We start from the raw sequence: 16,961 nt of genomic DNA, 5'->3' as shown, positions 1-16,961 counted from the left end.
CAATGCGAATTATTGTCTACGGTAGTTTACGACGCAAACAAGGTAATAGTCATTGGATGACGGACGCTCAGTTGCTGGGCGAACATGATCTCGAGGGCTATGAAATGTACAATTTAGGTCACTATCCGGCGGTTATCCCCGGAGACGGCACTGTGCATTGTGAAGTTTATCGCATTAACTCGTCGATTATGAATGAGTTAGATGAGCTTAAAAGTAATACCAAAGATTATCGGCGCGAATTGATTCAGACGCCATATGGCAGTGCGTGGATATATCTTTATCGTTTACCGATCGAAGGGGTGCCACGCATCTACAGTGGCGATTGGCTCAAACGCCATGAAGAGAGTGATAAGCCGTAACCTTGGGATGTAGCCAATACGGGTTTGACATAAAAAAGCACCGCCCAGATGAGCGGTGTTTTTTTTCGGCTAAACAAAGAGTTACTTCTTCGCACGCTCGAAAGAAGACAAGATCTCGGCTTTAGCAGCTGCGGCATCTTCCCAACCGTCAACTTTTACCCACTTGCCAGTTTCCAGATCTTTGTAATGCTCAAAGAAGTGCTTAATCTGCGCTTTCAGCAGTTCTGGCAGGTCTTGCACGTCTTTAACGTGATCGTACTCTTTGGTCAGTTTGCTGTGCGGAACAGCCACCAACTTGGCATCTTCACCTGCTTCATCAGTCATTTTCAACACGCCAACTGGGCGGCAACGAATAACGGCACCAGGCTGCAGCGGATAAGGTGTTGGCACCAGCACATCAACCGGGTCCCCATCTAATGACAAGGTGTTGTTGATGTAGCCGTAGTTGCATGGGTAGAACATGGCGGTAGACATGAAACGGTCTACGAACAGAGAGCCACTCTCTTTATCGATCTCATATTTGATCGGGTCAGCGTTAGCAGGGATTTCGATCACCACATAAATATCTTCTGGCAGGTCTTTACCTGCGGGTACGTCGTTCAAGCTCATGTCGGTTTCCTTTTATCAAACCAGAAATGGAGTGCTGGCTATTATAGCCAAGTCTTATGTGAATTCCCGCCCTTTTCACTGCTATACCACGGTGAGATTGCCTGAATCAGGGCCATTTCACTGAGATAAAATCCCGTCATTAGCTAAATGCATCTATTTTAAGCTGTTTTTCCGGTGATAGTTCAAGCCGCTCCACGTATAGCCGATAACTTAATCAAACAATAAGAGAGTCCGCTGTACTGCTAACGCTTTGTAATCTTAACCATTTGCACACAACCGGAAAAAAACCGATGTTAAAAAAGATTACCATTAAGAGTGGGCTGATTGCCCAGTTATGCCTTATGTCGTTGATTCTATTAGTTGTCAGCGTGATCGGAATTAATTCAATTCAGGAAAGCTCACGCTCATTGCAAATCATCAATCAAATTCAGGGGGAGGAATTAGGCTCTTTGTCGAATAGCTTCACTGCCACATTGAGCGCCAGAACTGAAGCAGCACTGGCGATCCATCAACTAGAAATTGGTTTGATTGATGAGTCGTTACAAACTGCAAAGCAGGCAGAAGGCTCACTGGCATTATCGCAAAAAGAGATGGCACGTTTTGTTAGCGCGGTATCTGAGCGGGGAGACGGACAGGAGCTGGCGACTAACATTCAAAAAAGCTATAAAAATTATGTTGATAAAGGCGTATTACCTATGCTGGCCGCCATCAAGGCGGGTTATGCAGACGAGTATTACGAGGTGCTGGAAAAGAGTATCACTGATATCAGCAATGCTTTTAATAGTGATGTTGCGACTTTTCGCCGCTATGCACTGGATGCCGGCCAACTGCAAATTGATCAAGCTAACAGTGCCGCCAAAATCAAGTTGGCGATCATTGTCGCCGCGGGTGTGATCACTTTGATCTCCGCAGTGCTGGCATGGTTTGCACTTAAATACATTATTTTGCAGCCCCTGGAGCAATCAATTCATCAGTTGGAATTTATAGCTTCTGGTGATTTGACCCACAATATCAACAGTGAGGGCAATACAGAACTGGCGCGGCTAGCCAAAGCGCTACAGGTCATGCAGCAATCGCTGGTGGAGTCAGTGAGCAATGTTCGCGATGTTGGTGGACAGATAGGTATTGGTTCGCGGGAGTTGGCGGCGGGTAACACACATTTGGCGGAACGCACTGAAGAGTCGGCATCTTCACTGGAGCAAACGGCGGCCAGCATGGAGCAGTTGACCTCGACGGTAAAAATGAATGCTGAAAACTCTGATCAGGCGAATCGTTTGGCGATGAGTGTATCGGACATTGCCAATAAAGGCAGTGAGGCCGTCAGCCATGTGGTCGATAAGATGCAGGCGATTACCTCCAGTTCAAGACGTATTTCCGACATCATTGCTGTGATTGACGGCATTGCATTTCAGACCAATATTCTGGCGCTGAATGCTGCGGTCGAAGCCGCCAGAGCAGGTGAGCAGGGGCGTGGTTTTGCTGTGGTCGCCGGCGAAGTCCGTAATTTGGCCCAGCGCAGTGCGCAATCAGCTAAAGAGATCAAAGATCTGATTGTTGAGTCACAAAATAGAGTGCGGGAAGGCGCGGACATGGCGGAGTCTGCGGGTAAAACCATGCATGAGATCGCCAGTGAAGTCAGTCGGGTGACGGCATTGATGCGTGAAATATCAGCTGCAAGTTATGAGCAGAGTAGTGGGATTGAGCAAGTAAATGTGGCTATTGCGCAAATGGATCAGGTTGCTCAGCAGAATGCGACATTGGTTGAACAAGCTGCGGCCGCAACGCGCTCATTAGAAGAGCAAGCAGATGCATTATCAGCCAGCATGGCGGTATTTAAATTGCATGGGGATAAGCTGGCGCTTGAAGCATAAAAAAAACAGCGGCTTAGGGGCCGCTGCTCTCTATCGCCAACGGCTAATTACTTGGCTTCTTCATCCGGGAATTTGGCAATAAAGCCTTCCGCATCTTCAACCATGGATTTGGTTCCCACGAAGAACGGCGCGCGCTGATGCAGTTTCTCCGGCACGATATCCAGAATGCGGTTAACCCCATCGGTTGCTTTACCACCGGCTTGTTCCGCCAGGAACGCCATTGGGTTGCATTCGTACAACAAACGCAGTTTCCCTTGTGGATGGCTGGCGGTACTTGGATAAATATAGATGCCGCCTTTCAACAAGTTACGATGGAAATCGGCAACCAGTGAGCCAATATAGCGTGAAGTGTATGGGCGCTGGGTGGCCTCATCCTGCTCCTGGCAATACTTGATGTATTTCTTCACACCTAGTGGGAATTTAATGTAGTTCCCTTCGTTGATGGAGTACATGCAACCGGTTGCGGGATAACGCACTTTTTCGCCGGATAAACAGAAAACCCCTAGCGACGGATCATAAGTGAAAGTATGAACGCCATAACCGGTGGTATACACCAACATGGTTGAAGAGCCGTAGACCACATAACCTGCCGCCACCTGCTTGGTGCCAGGTTGCAAGAAGTCAGCTTCAGTAATGGGTGTGCCAAATGGGGTGATGCGACGATAGATAGAGAAAATAGTACCGACGGATACATTCACGTCAATATTTGATGATCCATCCAGCGGATCCATCAGAACCACATATTTGGCATTTTCTGCCCGCCCGCCGTCAAAGATAACAATGTCATCTTCTTCTTCAGAGGCGATACCGGCAACTTCACCGCGTGCTTTTAGCGCCGCTTTCAATTTTTCATTGGCAAACAGATCCAGTTTCATCTGGTCTTCGCCCTGAATATTGGAAACACCGCTGGCACCTAAAATATCAACTAAACCTGCTTTGTTGATATCACGATGAATAATCTTTGCGCCGAGTTTGATTGCTGAAAGTAATGCAGTTAATTCGCCGGTGGCGTGAGAGAAGTCTAGCTGTTTCTCAACGATGAATTCGCCTAACGTTTTCATGACTCAATCCCTGGATCTACGGTTAAATATCGATTTATTAACGAACAACTCACCTGATGGCAGCAGTGTAGCCCAAAGATAAGAATGATTCATAGGCAATTCCATTTCTTCTCTTTGATTCTGAGCGGTAGAATAGCTGCAAACTCGAAGCTTATTAATACGGAAAATTTATGCGCATTCACATATTAGGTATCTGCGGCACTTTTATGGGCGGTCTGGCAATGCTTGCTCGTTCATTAGGTCACGAAGTGACGGGAGCGGATGCTAACGTGTATCCACCGATGAGCACACTGCTGGAGAATCAAGGAATTGACTTGATTCAGGGATACTCTCCGGCTCAACTGAATCCCGCACCGGATTTGGTGATCATCGGTAATGCCATGACCCGTGGTAACCCTTGTGTTGAGGCCGTGTTAGAGCAAGGAATTCCTTATGTTTCCGGGCCGCAATGGCTGCATGACCATGTGTTGCCAGAGCGCTGGGTATTGGCGATAGCCGGCACTCATGGCAAAACCACCACGGCGGGAATGGTTACCTGGATACTGGAAGCCTGTGGCTATGAGCCAGGTTTTGTGATTGGCGGCGTACCGGGCAATTTCGATGTCTCAGCCCGTTTAGGCAACAGCCCATTCTTTGTTATTGAAGCCGATGAATATGATTGCGCCTTCTTTGATAAGCGCTCTAAATTTGTTCACTACAGCCCAAGAACGCTGGTGATGAATAATCTTGAGTTTGATCATGCTGATATATTTGACGATCTTAAGGCGATTCAGAAGCAATTCCACCATCTGGTGCGTTTAGTTCCCGGTAAAGGCAAAATCATCGTGCCAGATAATGATAATCATCTGAAGCAAGTGATGGCGATGGGGTGCTGGAGTGAGCAAGAGTTGGTGGGTGAAACGGGCAGTTGGTTTGCACGTAAAGTTTCGACCGATGCCAGTGTTTATGAAGTGTTTCTCGACAATGAGTTAGTGGGCGAGGTCAGTTGGTCACTGGTGGGTGAACACAATATGCATAACGGCCTGATGGCCATCGCCGCCGCCCGTCATGTGGGGGTCTTGCCAGCAGATGCTTGTCGGGTTCTGGGTGATTTTATTAATGCCCGCCGCCGCTTGGAGTTACGCGGCGAAGCCCATGGTGTCATGGTTTATGATGATTTTGCTCATCATCCAACCGCCATACTCGCTACTTTGGCGGCACTGCGCAGTAAAGTCGGTGGCACCGCACGGATTTTGGCTGTTTTAGAGCCGCGCTCTAACACCATGAAATTGGGGTTATGCAAGAATGAGTTGGCACCTTCATTGGGTCGTGCGGATGAAGTGTTCCTGTTCCAACCGCAGCATATTCCTTGGCAAGTGGTGGAAGTGGCGGAAGCCTGTATTCAGCCGGCGCATTGGAGTGCTGATATCGATACATTAGTTGATATGATTGTGAAAACAGCCCAACCCGGTGATCACATCTTGGTGATGAGTAACGGCGGCTTTGGTGGTATTCATGACAAGTTATTGAGTTCACTGAGTAAAAAAGCAGAGTTAGAAGCTGAGTCTCAGGATTAGGCAGGATAAAAAAGCCCCCGTATAGCGGGGGTAAAGGGTTCGTCGGATAGACGACAAGGGATTATTCTGCTGCGGTGCTCAGTGGGCTAACCGGTTCAATTAATACTCTATTCAGTCGGTTTAAAATTAATTTTCTCTCTATTTTCAACCGATTGAATAAACCATCAAACTCGAAAGTATGCCCCTCGAACGGGGCATATACTTTCATTCTTAGCACATACTTTTATTTGTAAGCTTTAGCCGTAGCGTGCCAGTTATTTTCTTCACGCACTTCGATGATTTTATAAGCTTTCGCGCCCATTGCATCTGCTTTATCAGACAGTGCCTGACGGATATCAGAAGGTGCGCCATTAAGGCCACTGACGGTAATGGTGCCAATTGGTTGCATGTTAGCGGCTTGAGAATCATTGATAGAATCAGCTGCAAATACACCAAATGACAGTGCAGATAGAACGCTCATGGTTGCGATAGTAGTTTTAATATTCATGTTATTGCCTCTATTTATTCTTTTATCACTTCGAAGGAAGTGTGATTTACGTCACGAAAATGAGTATACATCTAGTAACTGAGAATATTAATAGCGCACTAATAATATTTAACGTCACTTTATCGGTGGTTACTACTTTTTAAGAACGAAAAGGAATAAAAAATGGCTAAAAAACAGCAGGGTTTAGTTAAAAGCTAATATTTTCAAACGGATAAGTGCTTTTGACTAAAAGTGCGAATGGATGTGGTGAGTTTGACCATAGAGAGAGAGAAAACAGTGCTATTTTGTGGTTTTAAAATGATTAAGCAGTGAAATACCCTATTTAGCTGTGGGGAGTTAGGATGGGTAGTTAGGGGCCGTAGGCGTTAAATAGCAACAATGCGGCACCTATGGCCGCATTTATACACATCAGACAGTAAAGAGTGGTATTAAAGCTCTTGCTCGAATAGCCCGAGGATGGCTTCATGCAGCTGTTTAACAGTAAAACCCCTGGCTGGTGTGGTGAAGATAGTATCATCACCGGCAATACTCCCCAGAATACCTTCAGCCTTGCCTAATGAGTCCAGCAGGCGGGCGATCAACTGGGCTGCACCTGGGCTGGTATTAATCACAACCACTGAATCATTATAATCAACATCTAGCACCAGATTTTTTAGCGGGCTGCTAGTTGTTGGTACGCCTAACTCGGCGGGTAAGCAGTAAACCATCTCCATTTTTGCATTACGCGTCCTGACTGCGCCGAACTTGGTCAACATGCGCGAAACTTTGGATTGGTTAATATTTTCAAAACCTTCTTCCTGCAAGGCCAAAACGATCTCACCTTGAGAACTGAATTTCTCTTCTTTCAATAACGCTTTGAACGCCTTGATAAGATCTTCTTGTTTTGCGGGATTACGCATTTGTTATGCCCTGAGTAGTCAACAGTGAATAGGATTATTATGCATATAAATGAATTTTTATTCAACATGACTCTGGAGTTTTGGTGATAAAAGCATTGATATCAAGGAATGGCGAAATTTTAACATCATCATACTGTTACGATTATGCTAAATCAGCACTTATTGAGATTTAGTTTAAGTAATCAAAATGTTATTAAAATGATGTTGTTTTGATGTTGCAGAAGGGTGTAATGTAACCGCGGATTAACCTGTCATGAATACTCCAGTAAATTTTAGAATAATGTGCGCTATATCATTAACGAATAAGCGATTTAATCTAAAATACATAAGCTCTATGCGCCTTTTTGATGCGTGATATCTCAATCTGACTGTTAATAGATTGTGTTTAAAATTACAATAAATTAAGGTGCGTAACTAGATGAATTCACGGCAAATTTAAATTAAATATAATAAGGAGTATAGGATGAAAGTTGCAGTTCTCGGTGCCGCTGGTGGTATCGGCCAGGCCCTCGCTCTTCTTCTCAAGACCCAGCTTCCTTCAGGTTCAGATCTCTCTTTATATGATATCGCGCCAGTAACCCCTGGTGTTGCGGTTGATCTGAGCCATATCCCGACCGCTGTTAAGATCAAAGGCTTCAGCGGCGAAGATGCTACCCCAGCACTGCAAGGGGCCGATATTGTTCTGATTTCTGCTGGTGTTGCTCGTAAACCAGGCATGGATCGTTCAGATCTGTTCAATGTTAATGCCGGTATCGTTCGTAATCTGGTTGAGCAAATTGCGCGTACTTGCCCTAACGCTTTAATTGGCATCATTACCAACCCAGTTAACACGACGGTTGCGATCGCCGCAGAAGTACTGAAAAAAGCCGGTGTTTACGACAAAAACAAATTATTTGGTATTACGACACTGGATACCATTCGCTCTAACACCTTCGTTGCTGAATTAAAAGGTAAGCAGCCTCAGGATATCGAAGTGCCCGTTATTGGTGGTCACTCTGGGGTTACTATTCTGCCATTGTTGTCACAAATTCCAGGCGTTAGCTTTACAGAGCAGGAAGTTGCCTCTCTGACTAAGCGTATTCAGAACGCGGGGACTGAAGTTGTTGAAGCAAAAGCTGGTGGTGGGTCAGCGACACTCTCTATGGGGCAGGCTGCGGCACGATTTGGCCTTTCTCTGGTTCGTGCTCTGCAAGGCGAAAGCAATGTGGTTGAATGCTCTTACGTTGAAGGTGATGGCAAGTATGCTCGCTTCTTTGCGCAACCAATCCTATTGGGTAAAAACGGCGTTGCAGAACGTAAAGACATCGGGAAACTGAGTGCTTTTGAGCAACAGGCGCTGGAAAGTATGCTTGATGTATTGCACCAAGATATCGAGTTGGGCGAAAAGTTCGTCAATAACTAATATACCTTTTTACATGGCGTTGCTAGAGGTGCAAACAATCCCCGTTCATCGACTCACTAATTTGAGCTAGCTGATTGGAGTTTTGTTTGTTTACCACCTCATCGCAACGCCACTGACTCTGGGTATAGATAGCAATATGTAAAAGTAGGGGTAGCTCTACCCTTAAAATGACATTATCAACCGCCGAAGCAACTCATCGGCGGTTTTTTTATGACTTGCCGTATCCGCACTTTTCGGTCGAGAAGGGCTCCTGTTTTAGAATCAAAATAGCGTGTTGGCCAGATTTCTGAAGGATGAATATTCAGACATTCTGCAATCAACCACTCCCCCTTTGGCCAGGGGCGAGTCAATGCATTGGCAAGTGTGGATGAACTTAATCCCGCTTTGCGAGAAAGTGCGGCCAGAGTTGTACCTTCTTTACGTAGTGCAGCAATGATGTCGGCTGGGTGCCAATCAGATTTCCTTAAAATCATCTTTAATCCTTTTTTTTTCTAAGCAGCTGACGCGTTAGTGATATAAATAACGGTACATTGTTAATCGGAACGTGAACACAAAGTGACCATTTAGAAAGATCATATCATTTATTTTCCCAAAAATTTTAAATGTTTTCTAAATATTCCTTTTTTGTGTCACAACGCATATTAGGAAGCAACGCCATGAAAAAAGAGTGGTTTGCCGCTAAGGAATTGGCAGGTCTTGAGGGGTTACCGTCATCACCACAAGGAGTAAACCTCATGGCTAAACGTGAGGGATGGGAGCAGCGTCGCCGTCGTGGTGTTCAGGGAAAGGCGGTGGAATATCATATTGAAAGTTTACCCAGTACGATACTGAACTCATTACAACTCAGGGAGGAGCCAGCGCAATATACGCCGGTACGGCAAGACCCAGTGAACATATGGATAGAAGCCTATTATCAACTCACTGAAGCTGAACGTGCACAGGTCATCGCATTTTTGCTGCGTGAAGGGATTGGGGCGTTAATGAAACGCTTGGTTTGAGAAAAAAAAGGTGTCAGTGCGGGAGTAAAAAGAAACTCGGGCAGTAACGTCCCGAGTTTCTATATAGTTTCTTAAAATGCGCGCTGTACGGCAATATGTGCCAGCCCTTCTAGTGCTAGCCGATATTCACTTTCTGGCAGGATCTGTAATGCGGCAATGGCTTTATCTGCCTCTTCTTCGGCGCGCTGACGAGTGTAGTCCAGTGAGCCACACTGCTGCATTGCGACCAACACAGGCTCGAGTAGATGGCGGCCACTACCCTGTTCAATGGCTTGGCGAATCATTGTTTCTTGCTCTGGAGTGCCATTACGCATCGCATGTAGCAATGGGAGTGTCGGCTTACCTTCGTTCAGGTCATCACCGGTATTTTTACCCAAGGTGGTGCCATCAGAGCTGTAATCGAGCAGATCATCAATCAACTGGAAAGCGGTCCCCAGATAGCGGCCATAATTCTGCAATGCCAACTCCTGCTCTTCACTGGCATCCGCTAATACAGCCGCTGATTGTGAGGCGGCTTCAAACAAACGGGCTGTTTTGCTGTAAATGACCTGCATATAGTTTTCTTCAGTGATATCAGGGTTATTACAGTTCATTAACTGCAACACTTCACCTTCAGCAATGACATTCGTCGCTTCTGACATCAATGTAAGAACACGCAGAGACTCTAGGCTCGTCATCATCTGGAATGAGCGAGTATAGATATAGTCGCCCACCAATACGCTGGCAGCATTACCAAATGCCGCATTTGCTGTGGCCTTGCCACGGCGCATATCGGACTCATCAACCACATCATCATGTAGCAGTGTTGCCGTGTGGATAAATTCAATCAATGCTGCGACAGTGATATGCTTACTGCCCTGATAGTGTAAAGCTCGAGCGACCAGCACGGCGATCATGGGGCGGATTCGTTTTCCACCGCCACTGATGATGTAATGGCCCAATTGATTGATAAGGACAACATCAGAGTTCAATTGCTCGAGAATTGTTGTGTTTACTGCCGCCATATCTGGCGCGGTTAACTCGATAATCTTTTCTAGGTTCATTGTTATATTCAGCTGTTTTTCTCTTTAACTGCGATGAGATTACCGCCCACATTATTACATGACGTTCCCTGAGACCATGATTGTACTTGAAAAATCCAGCAAATAAACGAGATGTAAGAAACTGTGCTTTTTTTCTTCTCTTGTGCTGATTATATACTTGTCATTCACTACGTTTTTGCGTAGAATTCGCGCCCTATTGTGAATATTTATAGTGCGCTCTGGACTACAAAAGTGGAGTGTGCGGAAAGCGGAGTTTTATATGTACGCGGTTTTCCAAAGTGGTGGTAAACAACACCGGGTAAGCGAAGGTCAGACCATTCGCCTGGAAAAGCTGGACATCGCAACTGGTGAAACTGTTGAGTTTGACCAAGTTCTGATGATTGCTAACGGTGAAGAAATCAATATCGGCGCTCCTTTAGTCGATGGTGGCAAGATCAAAGCTGAAGTGGTAGCTCACGGTCGTGGCGAGAAGATTAAGATTGTTAAATTCCGTCGTCGTAAGCACTACCGTAAGCAGCAAGGTCATCGTCAGTGGTTCACTGATGTTAAAATCACCGGCATCAGCGCTTAAGATTTAGGAGAGCGGACAAATGGCACATAAAAAGGCTGGTGGCTCGACCCGTAACGGTCGTGACTCCGAAAGTAAACGTCTTGGCGTAAAACGTTTTGGCGGCGAAGCAGTATTGGCAGGCAGCATCATCGTTCGTCAGCGTGGAACTAAATTCCACCCAGGCACCAACGTAGGTTGCGGTAAAGACCATACTCTGTTTGCTTTGTCTGACGGTAAAGTCAAGTTCGAAATTAAAGGCCCGAAAAACCGTAAGTTTATCAGCATCGAAGCTGAATAAGTCTTTCGCGTCTTGTAAATAGATATAAGCCCTGCAATTTTGTTGCGGGGCTTTTTACATTTCTGGTTTCTCCCACCCGGTAAAAAATGGATACGAAACAGCAGGCTGGTTTAGGTATTTTTCTGGCATTAACCACTGCCGTATTCTGGGGTGCGCTGCCGATTGCAATGAAGCAAGTGCTTGAGGTTATGGAGCCTTTTACCATTGTCTGGTATCGCTTTACCATGGCGGCTATCGGCTTGGGGATCATTCTGGCTTCGCGTCGTCAATTGCCTTCCCTTAAACTTTTTCGCCAACCTCGCTGGCTGCTATTACTGATCGTTGCGACCTGTGGCCTGCTGGGGAACTTCATCTTCTTCAGCTCATCATTACAATACCTTAGTCCGACGACATCTCAGGTTATTGGGCAACTCTCACCGGTAGGGATGATGATTGCCAGTGTGCTGATTTTAAAAGAGCGGATGCGCGTCACTCAGGTCATTGGCGCGGGTATGCTGATTTGTGGTCTGCTGCTATTTTTTAATACCAGTCTGCATGAAATATTTACCCGCCTGACTGATTACACGCTTGGCGTAGTATTGGGCGTCTGTGCAGCAGCGGTCTGGGTCAGTTATGGTGTCGCCCAGAAAGTGTTATTAAGACGTATGGCATCGCAACAGATATTATTATTGCTCTACGTTTTGTGCGCACTTGCACTGTTCCCAATGGCAAAACCAGCCGTTATTTTTCAGCTCAATGGGTGGCAGTTCGCCTGTTTACTGTTTTGTGGGGTTAATACTCTGGTCGGTTATGGTGCTTTAGCTGAAGCCATGGCCCGCTGGCAGGCCGCGCAGGTGAGTGCGCTGGTCACATTAACACCGTTGTTTACCTTGTTTTTTTCAATTTTATTGGCGCTGATTTGGCCCGATAATTTCGTCGCACCATCCCTCAACCTGGTGGGATATGTGGGGGCATTTGTCGTGGTGGCTGGCGCTATGTTCTCTGCCATTGGGCATCGTTGGTGGCCACGTCGGGCAGAAATAAGCCTGGTGATACCGCCAAAATAGCCGTTCGGTGTGCTCTGTTTGTCGAGGTATCGATAAACTGTCAGCTGCCATCTTAGCCAAGAGGGTGCTTTTTTCGGGTTGATTGTCTATTTTTAATACAGATGAAATTTCCTATAGAAGCGAGTATAATACGCGCCCTTGTTCGTGCCGGTTCTGGTGCGTTCGTGTTTTTACGATATGCTGTATACGCTTGGTGTATCACGAGAGCTAGAAAATACGCCGAAAAGAACCGATAAAGTTAATGTAAAACAAGTAGATAAAATCTATTGGTTTTTTACGGAGAAAGTAAATGAAGTTTGTAGATGAAGCTACAATTTTGGTTGTAGCCGGTGACGGTGGTAACGGTTGTGTTAGCTTCCGCCGTGAAAAATATATCCCGAATGGTGGCCCTGATGGTGGCGACGGTGGCGACGGTGGCGATATTTATCTGTTGGCTGATGAAAACCTCAACACACTGATTGATTACCATTTTGTGAAATCTTTCCGTGCTGAACGTGGGCAGAATGGTCAGAGCCGTGACTGTACTGGTAAACGAGGTAAAGATATCACCATTAAAGTCCCTGTCGGTACACGCATACTGGATCAGGGAACCGGTGAGATTGTGGGTGATATGACCCGCCATGGTCAGCGCCTGATGGTCGCAAAAGGGGGGTTTCACGGATTAGGTAATGCCCGTTTCAAATCCTCAGTTAACCGTGCCCCGCGCCAGAAAACCATGGGTACTGAAGGCGAGACCCGTGATCTGACGTTAGAGCTGTTGCTATTGGCTGATGTGGGGATGCTGGGGCTACCTAATGCCGGTAAATCTACCTTTATCCGCGCAGTTTCTGCCGCTAAGCCAAAAGTTGCTGACTATCCATTTACTACCCTGATCCCAAGCCTGGGTGTGGTGCGTATGGATTACGAGCAGAGCTTTGTGGTTGCCGATATTCCTGGTTTGATTGAAGGCGCTTCAGAAGGTGCTGGCCTGGGTATTCGCTTCCTGAAACATTTGGAACGTTGCCGCGTGCTGTTGCATTTAGTGGATTTGGCGCCGATTGATGAGTCTGATCCGGTCCAAAATGCCAAAATTATTATCAATGAGTTGCAGCAATACAGTGAAAATCTCGCTGAGAAGCCACGCTGGCTCGTTTTCAATAAGATTGACCTGGTAGACCCAGAAGAGGCTGAAACCCGCGCTAAAGCTATTGTAGAAGCTCTGGGATGGGAAGGTAAGTATTATATGATCTCTGCTGCGAATCGCGAAAACGTGAATGCGCTGTGCTGGGATGTAATGAACTTCATTAATTCACAGCCAAAAGAGATGGCTATTGCTGAAAGCGCGCCAGAAAAAGTTGAATTCATGTGGGATGATTATCACCGTGAACAACTGGCTGAAGTGGAAGCAGAAGCGAAAGCAGAAGAAGACGATGATGATTGGGATGAAGAAGACGACGACGGCGTAGAGTTCATCTACGAACGCTAATTTCCCCCCATGAAGACTCGGTAATACCGCATGATTCGAACAAGGGCTGCCATTTTGTGGTGGCCCTTTTGCTTGAGCTGATATCAGCTAAATTTAGGCAACACCTTGCTATGGGTGGTTGCAGGTATCCAGCATTGCGCTTTTAACCCGGAACGGTCAGTGCGGTTTTCCAGTGTTAGCCTACCTTGGTGTAACTGAACTGTGCGGATCACGATATTCAATCCTAAACCACTGCCTCCGTAGCGCTGATCCATGCGACGGAAAGCTTGGGTCAGCTCACCGGCTTGTTCTTGCTTTATTCCTGGCCCCTCATCGATGACTTGTAACAGTGCGCCCTGAGTTTCAGCGGAGAGTTTGACCCAAATTTGGCTAGCTACCGGGCTATAGCGATGTGCGTTCTCAACCAGATTACGCAGCATCAAACGCAGCAAAGTGGCGTCACCCTCTGTTTGGGCGCGAGGGGGAAGTTCCCACATGATGGTTTGTTGGCGAAGCGCACACATCTCCTCCAACTCCTCTTGCAGCGGTTTCACCACATTTTCAACCCAATCCAGTGTTTGATACAGGCCGCTGGCAAAATTCTGCCCCGCTCTGGACAACATCAGTAATTGTTCGATGGTATGCATTAACAAGTCGATACGGTTAATGAGCGACTTACTTTCCGTGATCCCCTGTTGCTCCATCAACTCAAGGTGCAGGCGGATCCCGGCAAGGGGTGTGCGCAGCTCATGTGCAGCATCTGCGGTAAACAGGCGCTCCTGTTGAATGGTATTCGCCAGGCGGGATAACAACTGGTTCAGTGTCGAGGTTACAGAGACAATTTCTTGCATATCACTGTTAACAACCACAGGTGTGAGATTATCAGCCGAACGCTCTGCCAATTTTTGCTGCAACTGATCGAGTGGGCGGATAATCCAACTGATTGCCCAAAAAGAGAGCAATAAGGTGATGGTCATCATGATGAGCGAGGGGGCAAGCAGTGAAGCAACAGCTTCCGCTATCTCTTTGTCAACCCGCTCATTACGCACTTTGGCGCTCAGGGTCTCATCAACCAGAAAGCTTATTTGCTCCTGACTTTCATGCCATAGCCAGAATGCACTGATCAACTGAGTAACCAGCAATATTAGCGCCAGCATTAAGATTAGGCGGCGGCGCATACTGATCATGATGGTGTTTCCAGGCGATAGCCAACACCACGGATGGTGCGGATACGATCTTTACCTAATTTACGGCGCAGATTATGGATATGCACTTCTAGTGTGTTGGAGCCGAGATCATCATTCCAGGTGTAGAGATCCTGCTGCAACAATTCACGATTGACGGTTTGGCCAGCTCGCATGATTAAGCGCGAGAGGATCGCAAACTCTTTGGGGGTGATCTCCAGCGGCTGATCCTGCAACCACACTTGCTGGGTGGATAAGTTGAGGCTCAGGTCATCTTGTTGCACCAAATTATCACTCTGCCCTTGGTAGCGGCGAATCAGCGCGCGAACACGGGCCAGTAACTCAGCGAGCGCGAATGGCTTGATTAGGTAATCGTCCGCACCCGCATCCAGCCCGTCAACCCTGTCTTCGAGCGCATCACGGGCCGTGAGTATCAGCACTGGCAGAGTGACATGTTGACGACGCCATTGGCGTAGCAATACAGCACCATCCTGATCCGGCAAGCCGAGATCGAGAATGACCATGCTGTACTGACTGCTTTGTAACAAACCCTGCGCTTCTGCTGCCGTACCGGCACAGTCACAGGCGTAGCCCTCGCTGGTCAGTGCCATTGCGATGCCTCGTTGCAGCAGTTCATCATCCTCAACAATCAGTAGTTTCATGGTTCTCAGTTATTCTGATAAATATCTTTATACAGGCGGCTTTCGAAGCGGACCAATGGCGCCCGACGATTTTTTTGATCTTCTGGTGGGACCGCGTAGCCGGACAAAAATTGTACAAATGCCATGCGTTGCCCACTGGCCGTGGTGATAAATCCGGCTAAATTGTACACGCCTTGCAGTGCACCCGTTTTCGCCGACACTTTGCCGTCAACGCCCGCTTCATGTAGCCCGCCACGATAGCGTAACGTGCCGTCATAGCCGGAAAGTGGCAGCATTGAAATAAAGTTAAGCTCTTGATCATGCTGAGCAATATATTGCAAAGCCTGCATCATAGTTGCTGGTGAAATCAAATTATGGCGTGATAAGCCAGATCCATCCACAACAATGCTGTTGCCCAGATCCACCCCCGCTTTCTGACGTAAAACCTGCCGCACTGCATCAGCACCCGCACGCCACGTGCCTGGCACCCCAAAACGCTGATGACCAATTGTTCTGAAAACAGTATCGGCAATCATATTGTCCGATTTTTTTAGCATGATTTTTAGTAAATCATGCAGCGGCGCTGATTGGGTTTGTGCCAACACATTTCCTGCCGGACTCGGTGTTGTCTGACGGCGCAGGCTGCCATCAACCTGGATATCACCCTTTTTCAGCTCGTCTTTCAAAATAGCCCCGGCATAGCTGGCCCCATTTTGCACGGCGAAGGCCAGTGGCAGCGGTTCACTGCGCTGAGTTAGGCAACCGGTGAGTGTGAAGCGGTTTAACTCGCCAGGAACGACGTCTAATTCACAATATTGTGCATCAGGCGAGCCTTTGGCTAAGGTGCGGACTTCACTGAACATCTGCACCGGATAGTAGGAGGCGACCCGAATAAACGCCATGTCACCTGGGTTCGGCGCGCTGTAAAGAGAGACCGAAAAGCAGTTACGATCGACGATGGCCGCAGCAGGAGGCGCACTAAAGCATTGCGTCATATCGTTCCATGGCCAACCAGGTGCTTTGTCATGGCTGGCAAAAACGGAGGTATCAATAATTAAGTCACCGGCAACTTGCTTAACACCCGCTTTTCTTAAGGTGGCAACCATATTTCGCAACTGTTGGCGTGTTAACGTGGGGTCACCATCAAAACGGGCAATTAAGTTACCCCGCAATACACCATCAGTTATCGTGCCATGGCTTTCTAACGTGGTCACGAAGCGAAAGTCTGGGCCGAGCTGTAATAACGCAGCCAGGGCTGTCAGTACTTTTTGTGTACTGGCGGGTAACGCCATCTGCTGAGCGTGATAGTCTATTGCCGGGCTGGTCGCCCCGATTTTTTGTACGATTAGTGCAAGATTTGCCCCATCAGGCAGATACTGTGTGTAATTTTCGACCTGAGCCGCATTGGCGTTAGATATGCTGATATTGAGCGCAATAGCACAGGCCAATCCACTGACAATTCGTGAAAAATGCATAATTTCGGTATAACTGCTGGATAATGTGTTGCCATACT

General features: G+C 47.1%; 18 protein-coding genes. 9 read left to right on the top strand and 9 right to left on the bottom strand.

From position 1 onward, the window contains the following. Positions 1 to 2 precede the first annotated feature (2 nt). Positions 3 to 359, top strand: coding sequence for a gamma-glutamylcyclotransferase (locus FFE93_RS18960; RefSeq protein WP_032897138.1), 357 nt, complete (start codon positions 3 to 5; stop codon positions 357 to 359). Positions 360 to 440: 81 nt separating this feature from the next. Here FFE93_RS18960 and ppa read toward each other — a convergent pair whose 3' ends face one another. Then, positions 441 to 968 (bottom strand): inorganic diphosphatase, encoded by a 528-nt coding sequence (gene ppa / locus FFE93_RS18955; RefSeq protein WP_005272626.1) that lies wholly within the window; start codon positions 966 to 968, stop codon positions 441 to 443. A gap of 290 nt (positions 969 to 1,258) precedes the next feature. Between ppa and FFE93_RS18950 the strand changes: the two genes are divergently transcribed. Beyond that, a complete protein-coding gene (locus tag FFE93_RS18950) occupies positions 1,259 to 2,839 on the top strand; it encodes a methyl-accepting chemotaxis protein (RefSeq protein ID WP_005272624.1) in 1,581 nt (526 codons plus the stop codon). A 47-nt stretch (positions 2,840 to 2,886) separates the two neighbouring features. On the opposite strand, the gene fbp is transcribed toward FFE93_RS18950, so the two are convergent. Beyond that, positions 2,887 to 3,900, bottom strand: coding sequence for a class 1 fructose-bisphosphatase (fbp, locus tag FFE93_RS18945; RefSeq protein WP_004875434.1), 1,014 nt, complete (start codon positions 3,898 to 3,900; stop codon positions 2,887 to 2,889). A gap of 170 nt (positions 3,901 to 4,070) precedes the next feature. Between fbp and mpl the strand changes: the two genes are divergently transcribed. Next, positions 4,071 to 5,456, top strand: a complete 1,386-nt coding sequence (gene mpl, locus FFE93_RS18940; RefSeq protein WP_005272622.1) for a UDP-N-acetylmuramate:L-alanyl-gamma-D-glutamyl-meso-diaminopimelate ligase — start codon at positions 4,071 to 4,073, stop codon at positions 5,454 to 5,456. 223 nt (positions 5,457 to 5,679) lie between these two features. On the opposite strand, the gene yhcN is transcribed toward mpl, so the two are convergent. Together yhcN and argR are read right to left on the bottom strand one after the other, a co-directional pair. Continuing rightward, the gene (gene yhcN / locus FFE93_RS18935) at positions 5,680 to 5,943 is read right to left on the bottom strand and encodes a peroxide/acid stress response protein YhcN (RefSeq protein ID WP_032897135.1); all 264 of its coding nucleotides are present in this window, start codon (positions 5,941 to 5,943) and stop codon (positions 5,680 to 5,682) included. Positions 5,944 to 6,371: 428 nt separating this feature from the next. Beyond that, positions 6,372 to 6,842: a transcriptional regulator ArgR gene (gene argR, locus FFE93_RS18930; protein WP_004707043.1), complete on the bottom strand. Its 471-nt coding sequence runs from the start codon at positions 6,840 to 6,842 to the stop codon at positions 6,372 to 6,374. Between the two features lie 463 nt (positions 6,843 to 7,305). On the opposite strand from argR, the gene mdh reads away from it, so the two are divergent. Continuing rightward, on the top strand, positions 7,306 to 8,244 hold the full coding sequence (gene mdh, locus FFE93_RS18925) for a malate dehydrogenase (protein WP_054872525.1): 939 nt from the start codon (positions 7,306 to 7,308) through the stop codon (positions 8,242 to 8,244). Between the two features lie 176 nt (positions 8,245 to 8,420). On the opposite strand, the gene FFE93_RS18920 is transcribed toward mdh, so the two are convergent. Next, positions 8,421 to 8,717 carry a helix-turn-helix domain-containing protein gene (locus tag FFE93_RS18920; protein WP_032897131.1) on the bottom strand — a complete coding sequence of 99 codons (297 nt, stop codon included), beginning with the start codon at positions 8,715 to 8,717 and terminating at the stop codon, positions 8,421 to 8,423. Positions 8,718 to 8,900: 183 nt separating this feature from the next. On the opposite strand from FFE93_RS18920, the gene FFE93_RS18915 reads away from it, so the two are divergent. Then, positions 8,901 to 9,242, top strand: coding sequence for a DNA-binding protein (locus FFE93_RS18915; protein WP_032897128.1), 342 nt, complete (start codon positions 8,901 to 8,903; stop codon positions 9,240 to 9,242). Between the two features lie 71 nt (positions 9,243 to 9,313). Here FFE93_RS18915 and ispB read toward each other — a convergent pair whose 3' ends face one another. Beyond that, positions 9,314 to 10,285: an octaprenyl diphosphate synthase gene (gene ispB / locus FFE93_RS18910; RefSeq protein WP_005272615.1), complete on the bottom strand. Its 972-nt coding sequence runs from the start codon at positions 10,283 to 10,285 to the stop codon at positions 9,314 to 9,316. A 259-nt stretch (positions 10,286 to 10,544) separates the two neighbouring features. Between ispB and rplU the strand changes: the two genes are divergently transcribed. The 4 genes from rplU (at position 10,545) to cgtA (ending at position 13,644) form a co-directional block, all read left to right on the top strand. Continuing rightward, on the top strand, positions 10,545 to 10,856 hold the full coding sequence (gene rplU, locus FFE93_RS18905) for a 50S ribosomal protein L21 (protein WP_004707048.1): 312 nt from the start codon (positions 10,545 to 10,547) through the stop codon (positions 10,854 to 10,856). 19 nt (positions 10,857 to 10,875) lie between these two features. Further along, positions 10,876 to 11,133, top strand: coding sequence for a 50S ribosomal protein L27 (gene rpmA / locus FFE93_RS18900; RefSeq protein WP_005272614.1), 258 nt, complete (start codon positions 10,876 to 10,878; stop codon positions 11,131 to 11,133). 86 nt (positions 11,134 to 11,219) lie between these two features. Beyond that, positions 11,220 to 12,179, top strand: a complete 960-nt coding sequence (locus FFE93_RS18895) for a DMT family transporter (protein WP_005272613.1) — start codon at positions 11,220 to 11,222, stop codon at positions 12,177 to 12,179. Between the two features lie 289 nt (positions 12,180 to 12,468). Then, the gene (gene cgtA, locus FFE93_RS18890) at positions 12,469 to 13,644 is read left to right on the top strand and encodes an Obg family GTPase CgtA (RefSeq protein WP_005272612.1); all 1,176 of its coding nucleotides are present in this window, start codon (positions 12,469 to 12,471) and stop codon (positions 13,642 to 13,644) included. Between the two features lie 83 nt (positions 13,645 to 13,727). Here the strand turns inward: cgtA and pmrB are convergent, their stop codons facing one another. The 3 genes from pmrB to dacB are packed head-to-tail and all read right to left on the bottom strand — an operon-like array spanning position 13,728 to position 16,923. Continuing rightward, a complete protein-coding gene (gene pmrB, locus FFE93_RS18885; protein WP_049600036.1) occupies positions 13,728 to 14,810 on the bottom strand; it encodes a two-component system sensor histidine kinase PmrB in 1,083 nt (360 codons plus the stop codon). Then, entirely contained in the window at positions 14,807 to 15,469 is a 663-nt protein-coding gene (gene pmrA / locus FFE93_RS18880) for a two-component system response regulator PmrA (protein ID WP_005272609.1), read from the bottom strand. Before pmrA ends, pmrB begins: the two co-directional genes overlap by 4 nt. Positions 15,470 to 15,474: 5 nt before the next feature. Further along, positions 15,475 to 16,923, bottom strand: a complete 1,449-nt coding sequence (gene dacB / locus FFE93_RS18875) for a serine-type D-Ala-D-Ala carboxypeptidase (RefSeq protein WP_005272607.1) — start codon at positions 16,921 to 16,923, stop codon at positions 15,475 to 15,477. Positions 16,924 to 16,961 lie beyond the last annotated feature (38 nt).

This window comes from Yersinia sp. KBS0713, from assembly GCF_005937895.2.
Taxonomy (GTDB): domain Bacteria; phylum Pseudomonadota; class Gammaproteobacteria; order Enterobacterales; family Enterobacteriaceae; genus Yersinia; species Yersinia bercovieri.
The sequence above is the reverse complement of the archived record's forward strand: the minus strand, read 5'-3'. Positions and strand labels throughout refer to the sequence as shown.

What these genes read in the sequence shown, in the direction of transcription:
- FFE93_RS18960 (WP_032897138.1), top strand. Translation starts at nt 3, where the DNA reads ATGCGAATTATTGTCTACGGTAGTTTACGACGCAAACAAGGTAATAGT.
- ppa (WP_005272626.1), bottom strand. Translation starts at nt 968, where the DNA reads ATGAGCTTGAACGACGTACCCGCAGGTAAAGACCTGCCAGAAGATATT.
- FFE93_RS18950 (WP_005272624.1), top strand. Translation starts at nt 1,259, where the DNA reads ATGTTAAAAAAGATTACCATTAAGAGTGGGCTGATTGCCCAGTTATGC.
- fbp (WP_004875434.1), bottom strand. Translation starts at nt 3,900, where the DNA reads ATGAAAACGTTAGGCGAATTCATCGTTGAGAAACAGCTAGACTTCTCT.
- mpl (WP_005272622.1), top strand. Translation starts at nt 4,071, where the DNA reads ATGCGCATTCACATATTAGGTATCTGCGGCACTTTTATGGGCGGTCTG.
- yhcN (WP_032897135.1), bottom strand. Translation starts at nt 5,943, where the DNA reads ATGAATATTAAAACTACTATCGCAACCATGAGCGTTCTATCTGCACTG.
- argR (WP_004707043.1), bottom strand. Translation starts at nt 6,842, where the DNA reads ATGCGTAATCCCGCAAAACAAGAAGATCTTATCAAGGCGTTCAAAGCG.
- mdh (WP_054872525.1), top strand. Translation starts at nt 7,306, where the DNA reads ATGAAAGTTGCAGTTCTCGGTGCCGCTGGTGGTATCGGCCAGGCCCTC.
- FFE93_RS18920 (WP_032897131.1), bottom strand. Translation starts at nt 8,717, where the DNA reads ATGATTTTAAGGAAATCTGATTGGCACCCAGCCGACATCATTGCTGCA.
- FFE93_RS18915 (WP_032897128.1), top strand. Translation starts at nt 8,901, where the DNA reads ATGAAAAAAGAGTGGTTTGCCGCTAAGGAATTGGCAGGTCTTGAGGGG.
- ispB (WP_005272615.1), bottom strand. Translation starts at nt 10,285, where the DNA reads ATGAACCTAGAAAAGATTATCGAGTTAACCGCGCCAGATATGGCGGCA.
- rplU (WP_004707048.1), top strand. Translation starts at nt 10,545, where the DNA reads ATGTACGCGGTTTTCCAAAGTGGTGGTAAACAACACCGGGTAAGCGAA.
- rpmA (WP_005272614.1), top strand. Translation starts at nt 10,876, where the DNA reads ATGGCACATAAAAAGGCTGGTGGCTCGACCCGTAACGGTCGTGACTCC.
- FFE93_RS18895 (WP_005272613.1), top strand. Translation starts at nt 11,220, where the DNA reads ATGGATACGAAACAGCAGGCTGGTTTAGGTATTTTTCTGGCATTAACC.
- cgtA (WP_005272612.1), top strand. Translation starts at nt 12,469, where the DNA reads ATGAAGTTTGTAGATGAAGCTACAATTTTGGTTGTAGCCGGTGACGGT.
- pmrB (WP_049600036.1), bottom strand. Translation starts at nt 14,810, where the DNA reads ATGATCAGTATGCGCCGCCGCCTAATCTTAATGCTGGCGCTAATATTG.
- pmrA (WP_005272609.1), bottom strand. Translation starts at nt 15,469, where the DNA reads ATGAAACTACTGATTGTTGAGGATGATGAACTGCTGCAACGAGGCATC.
- dacB (WP_005272607.1), bottom strand. Translation starts at nt 16,923, where the DNA reads ATGCATTTTTCACGAATTGTCAGTGGATTGGCCTGTGCTATTGCGCTC.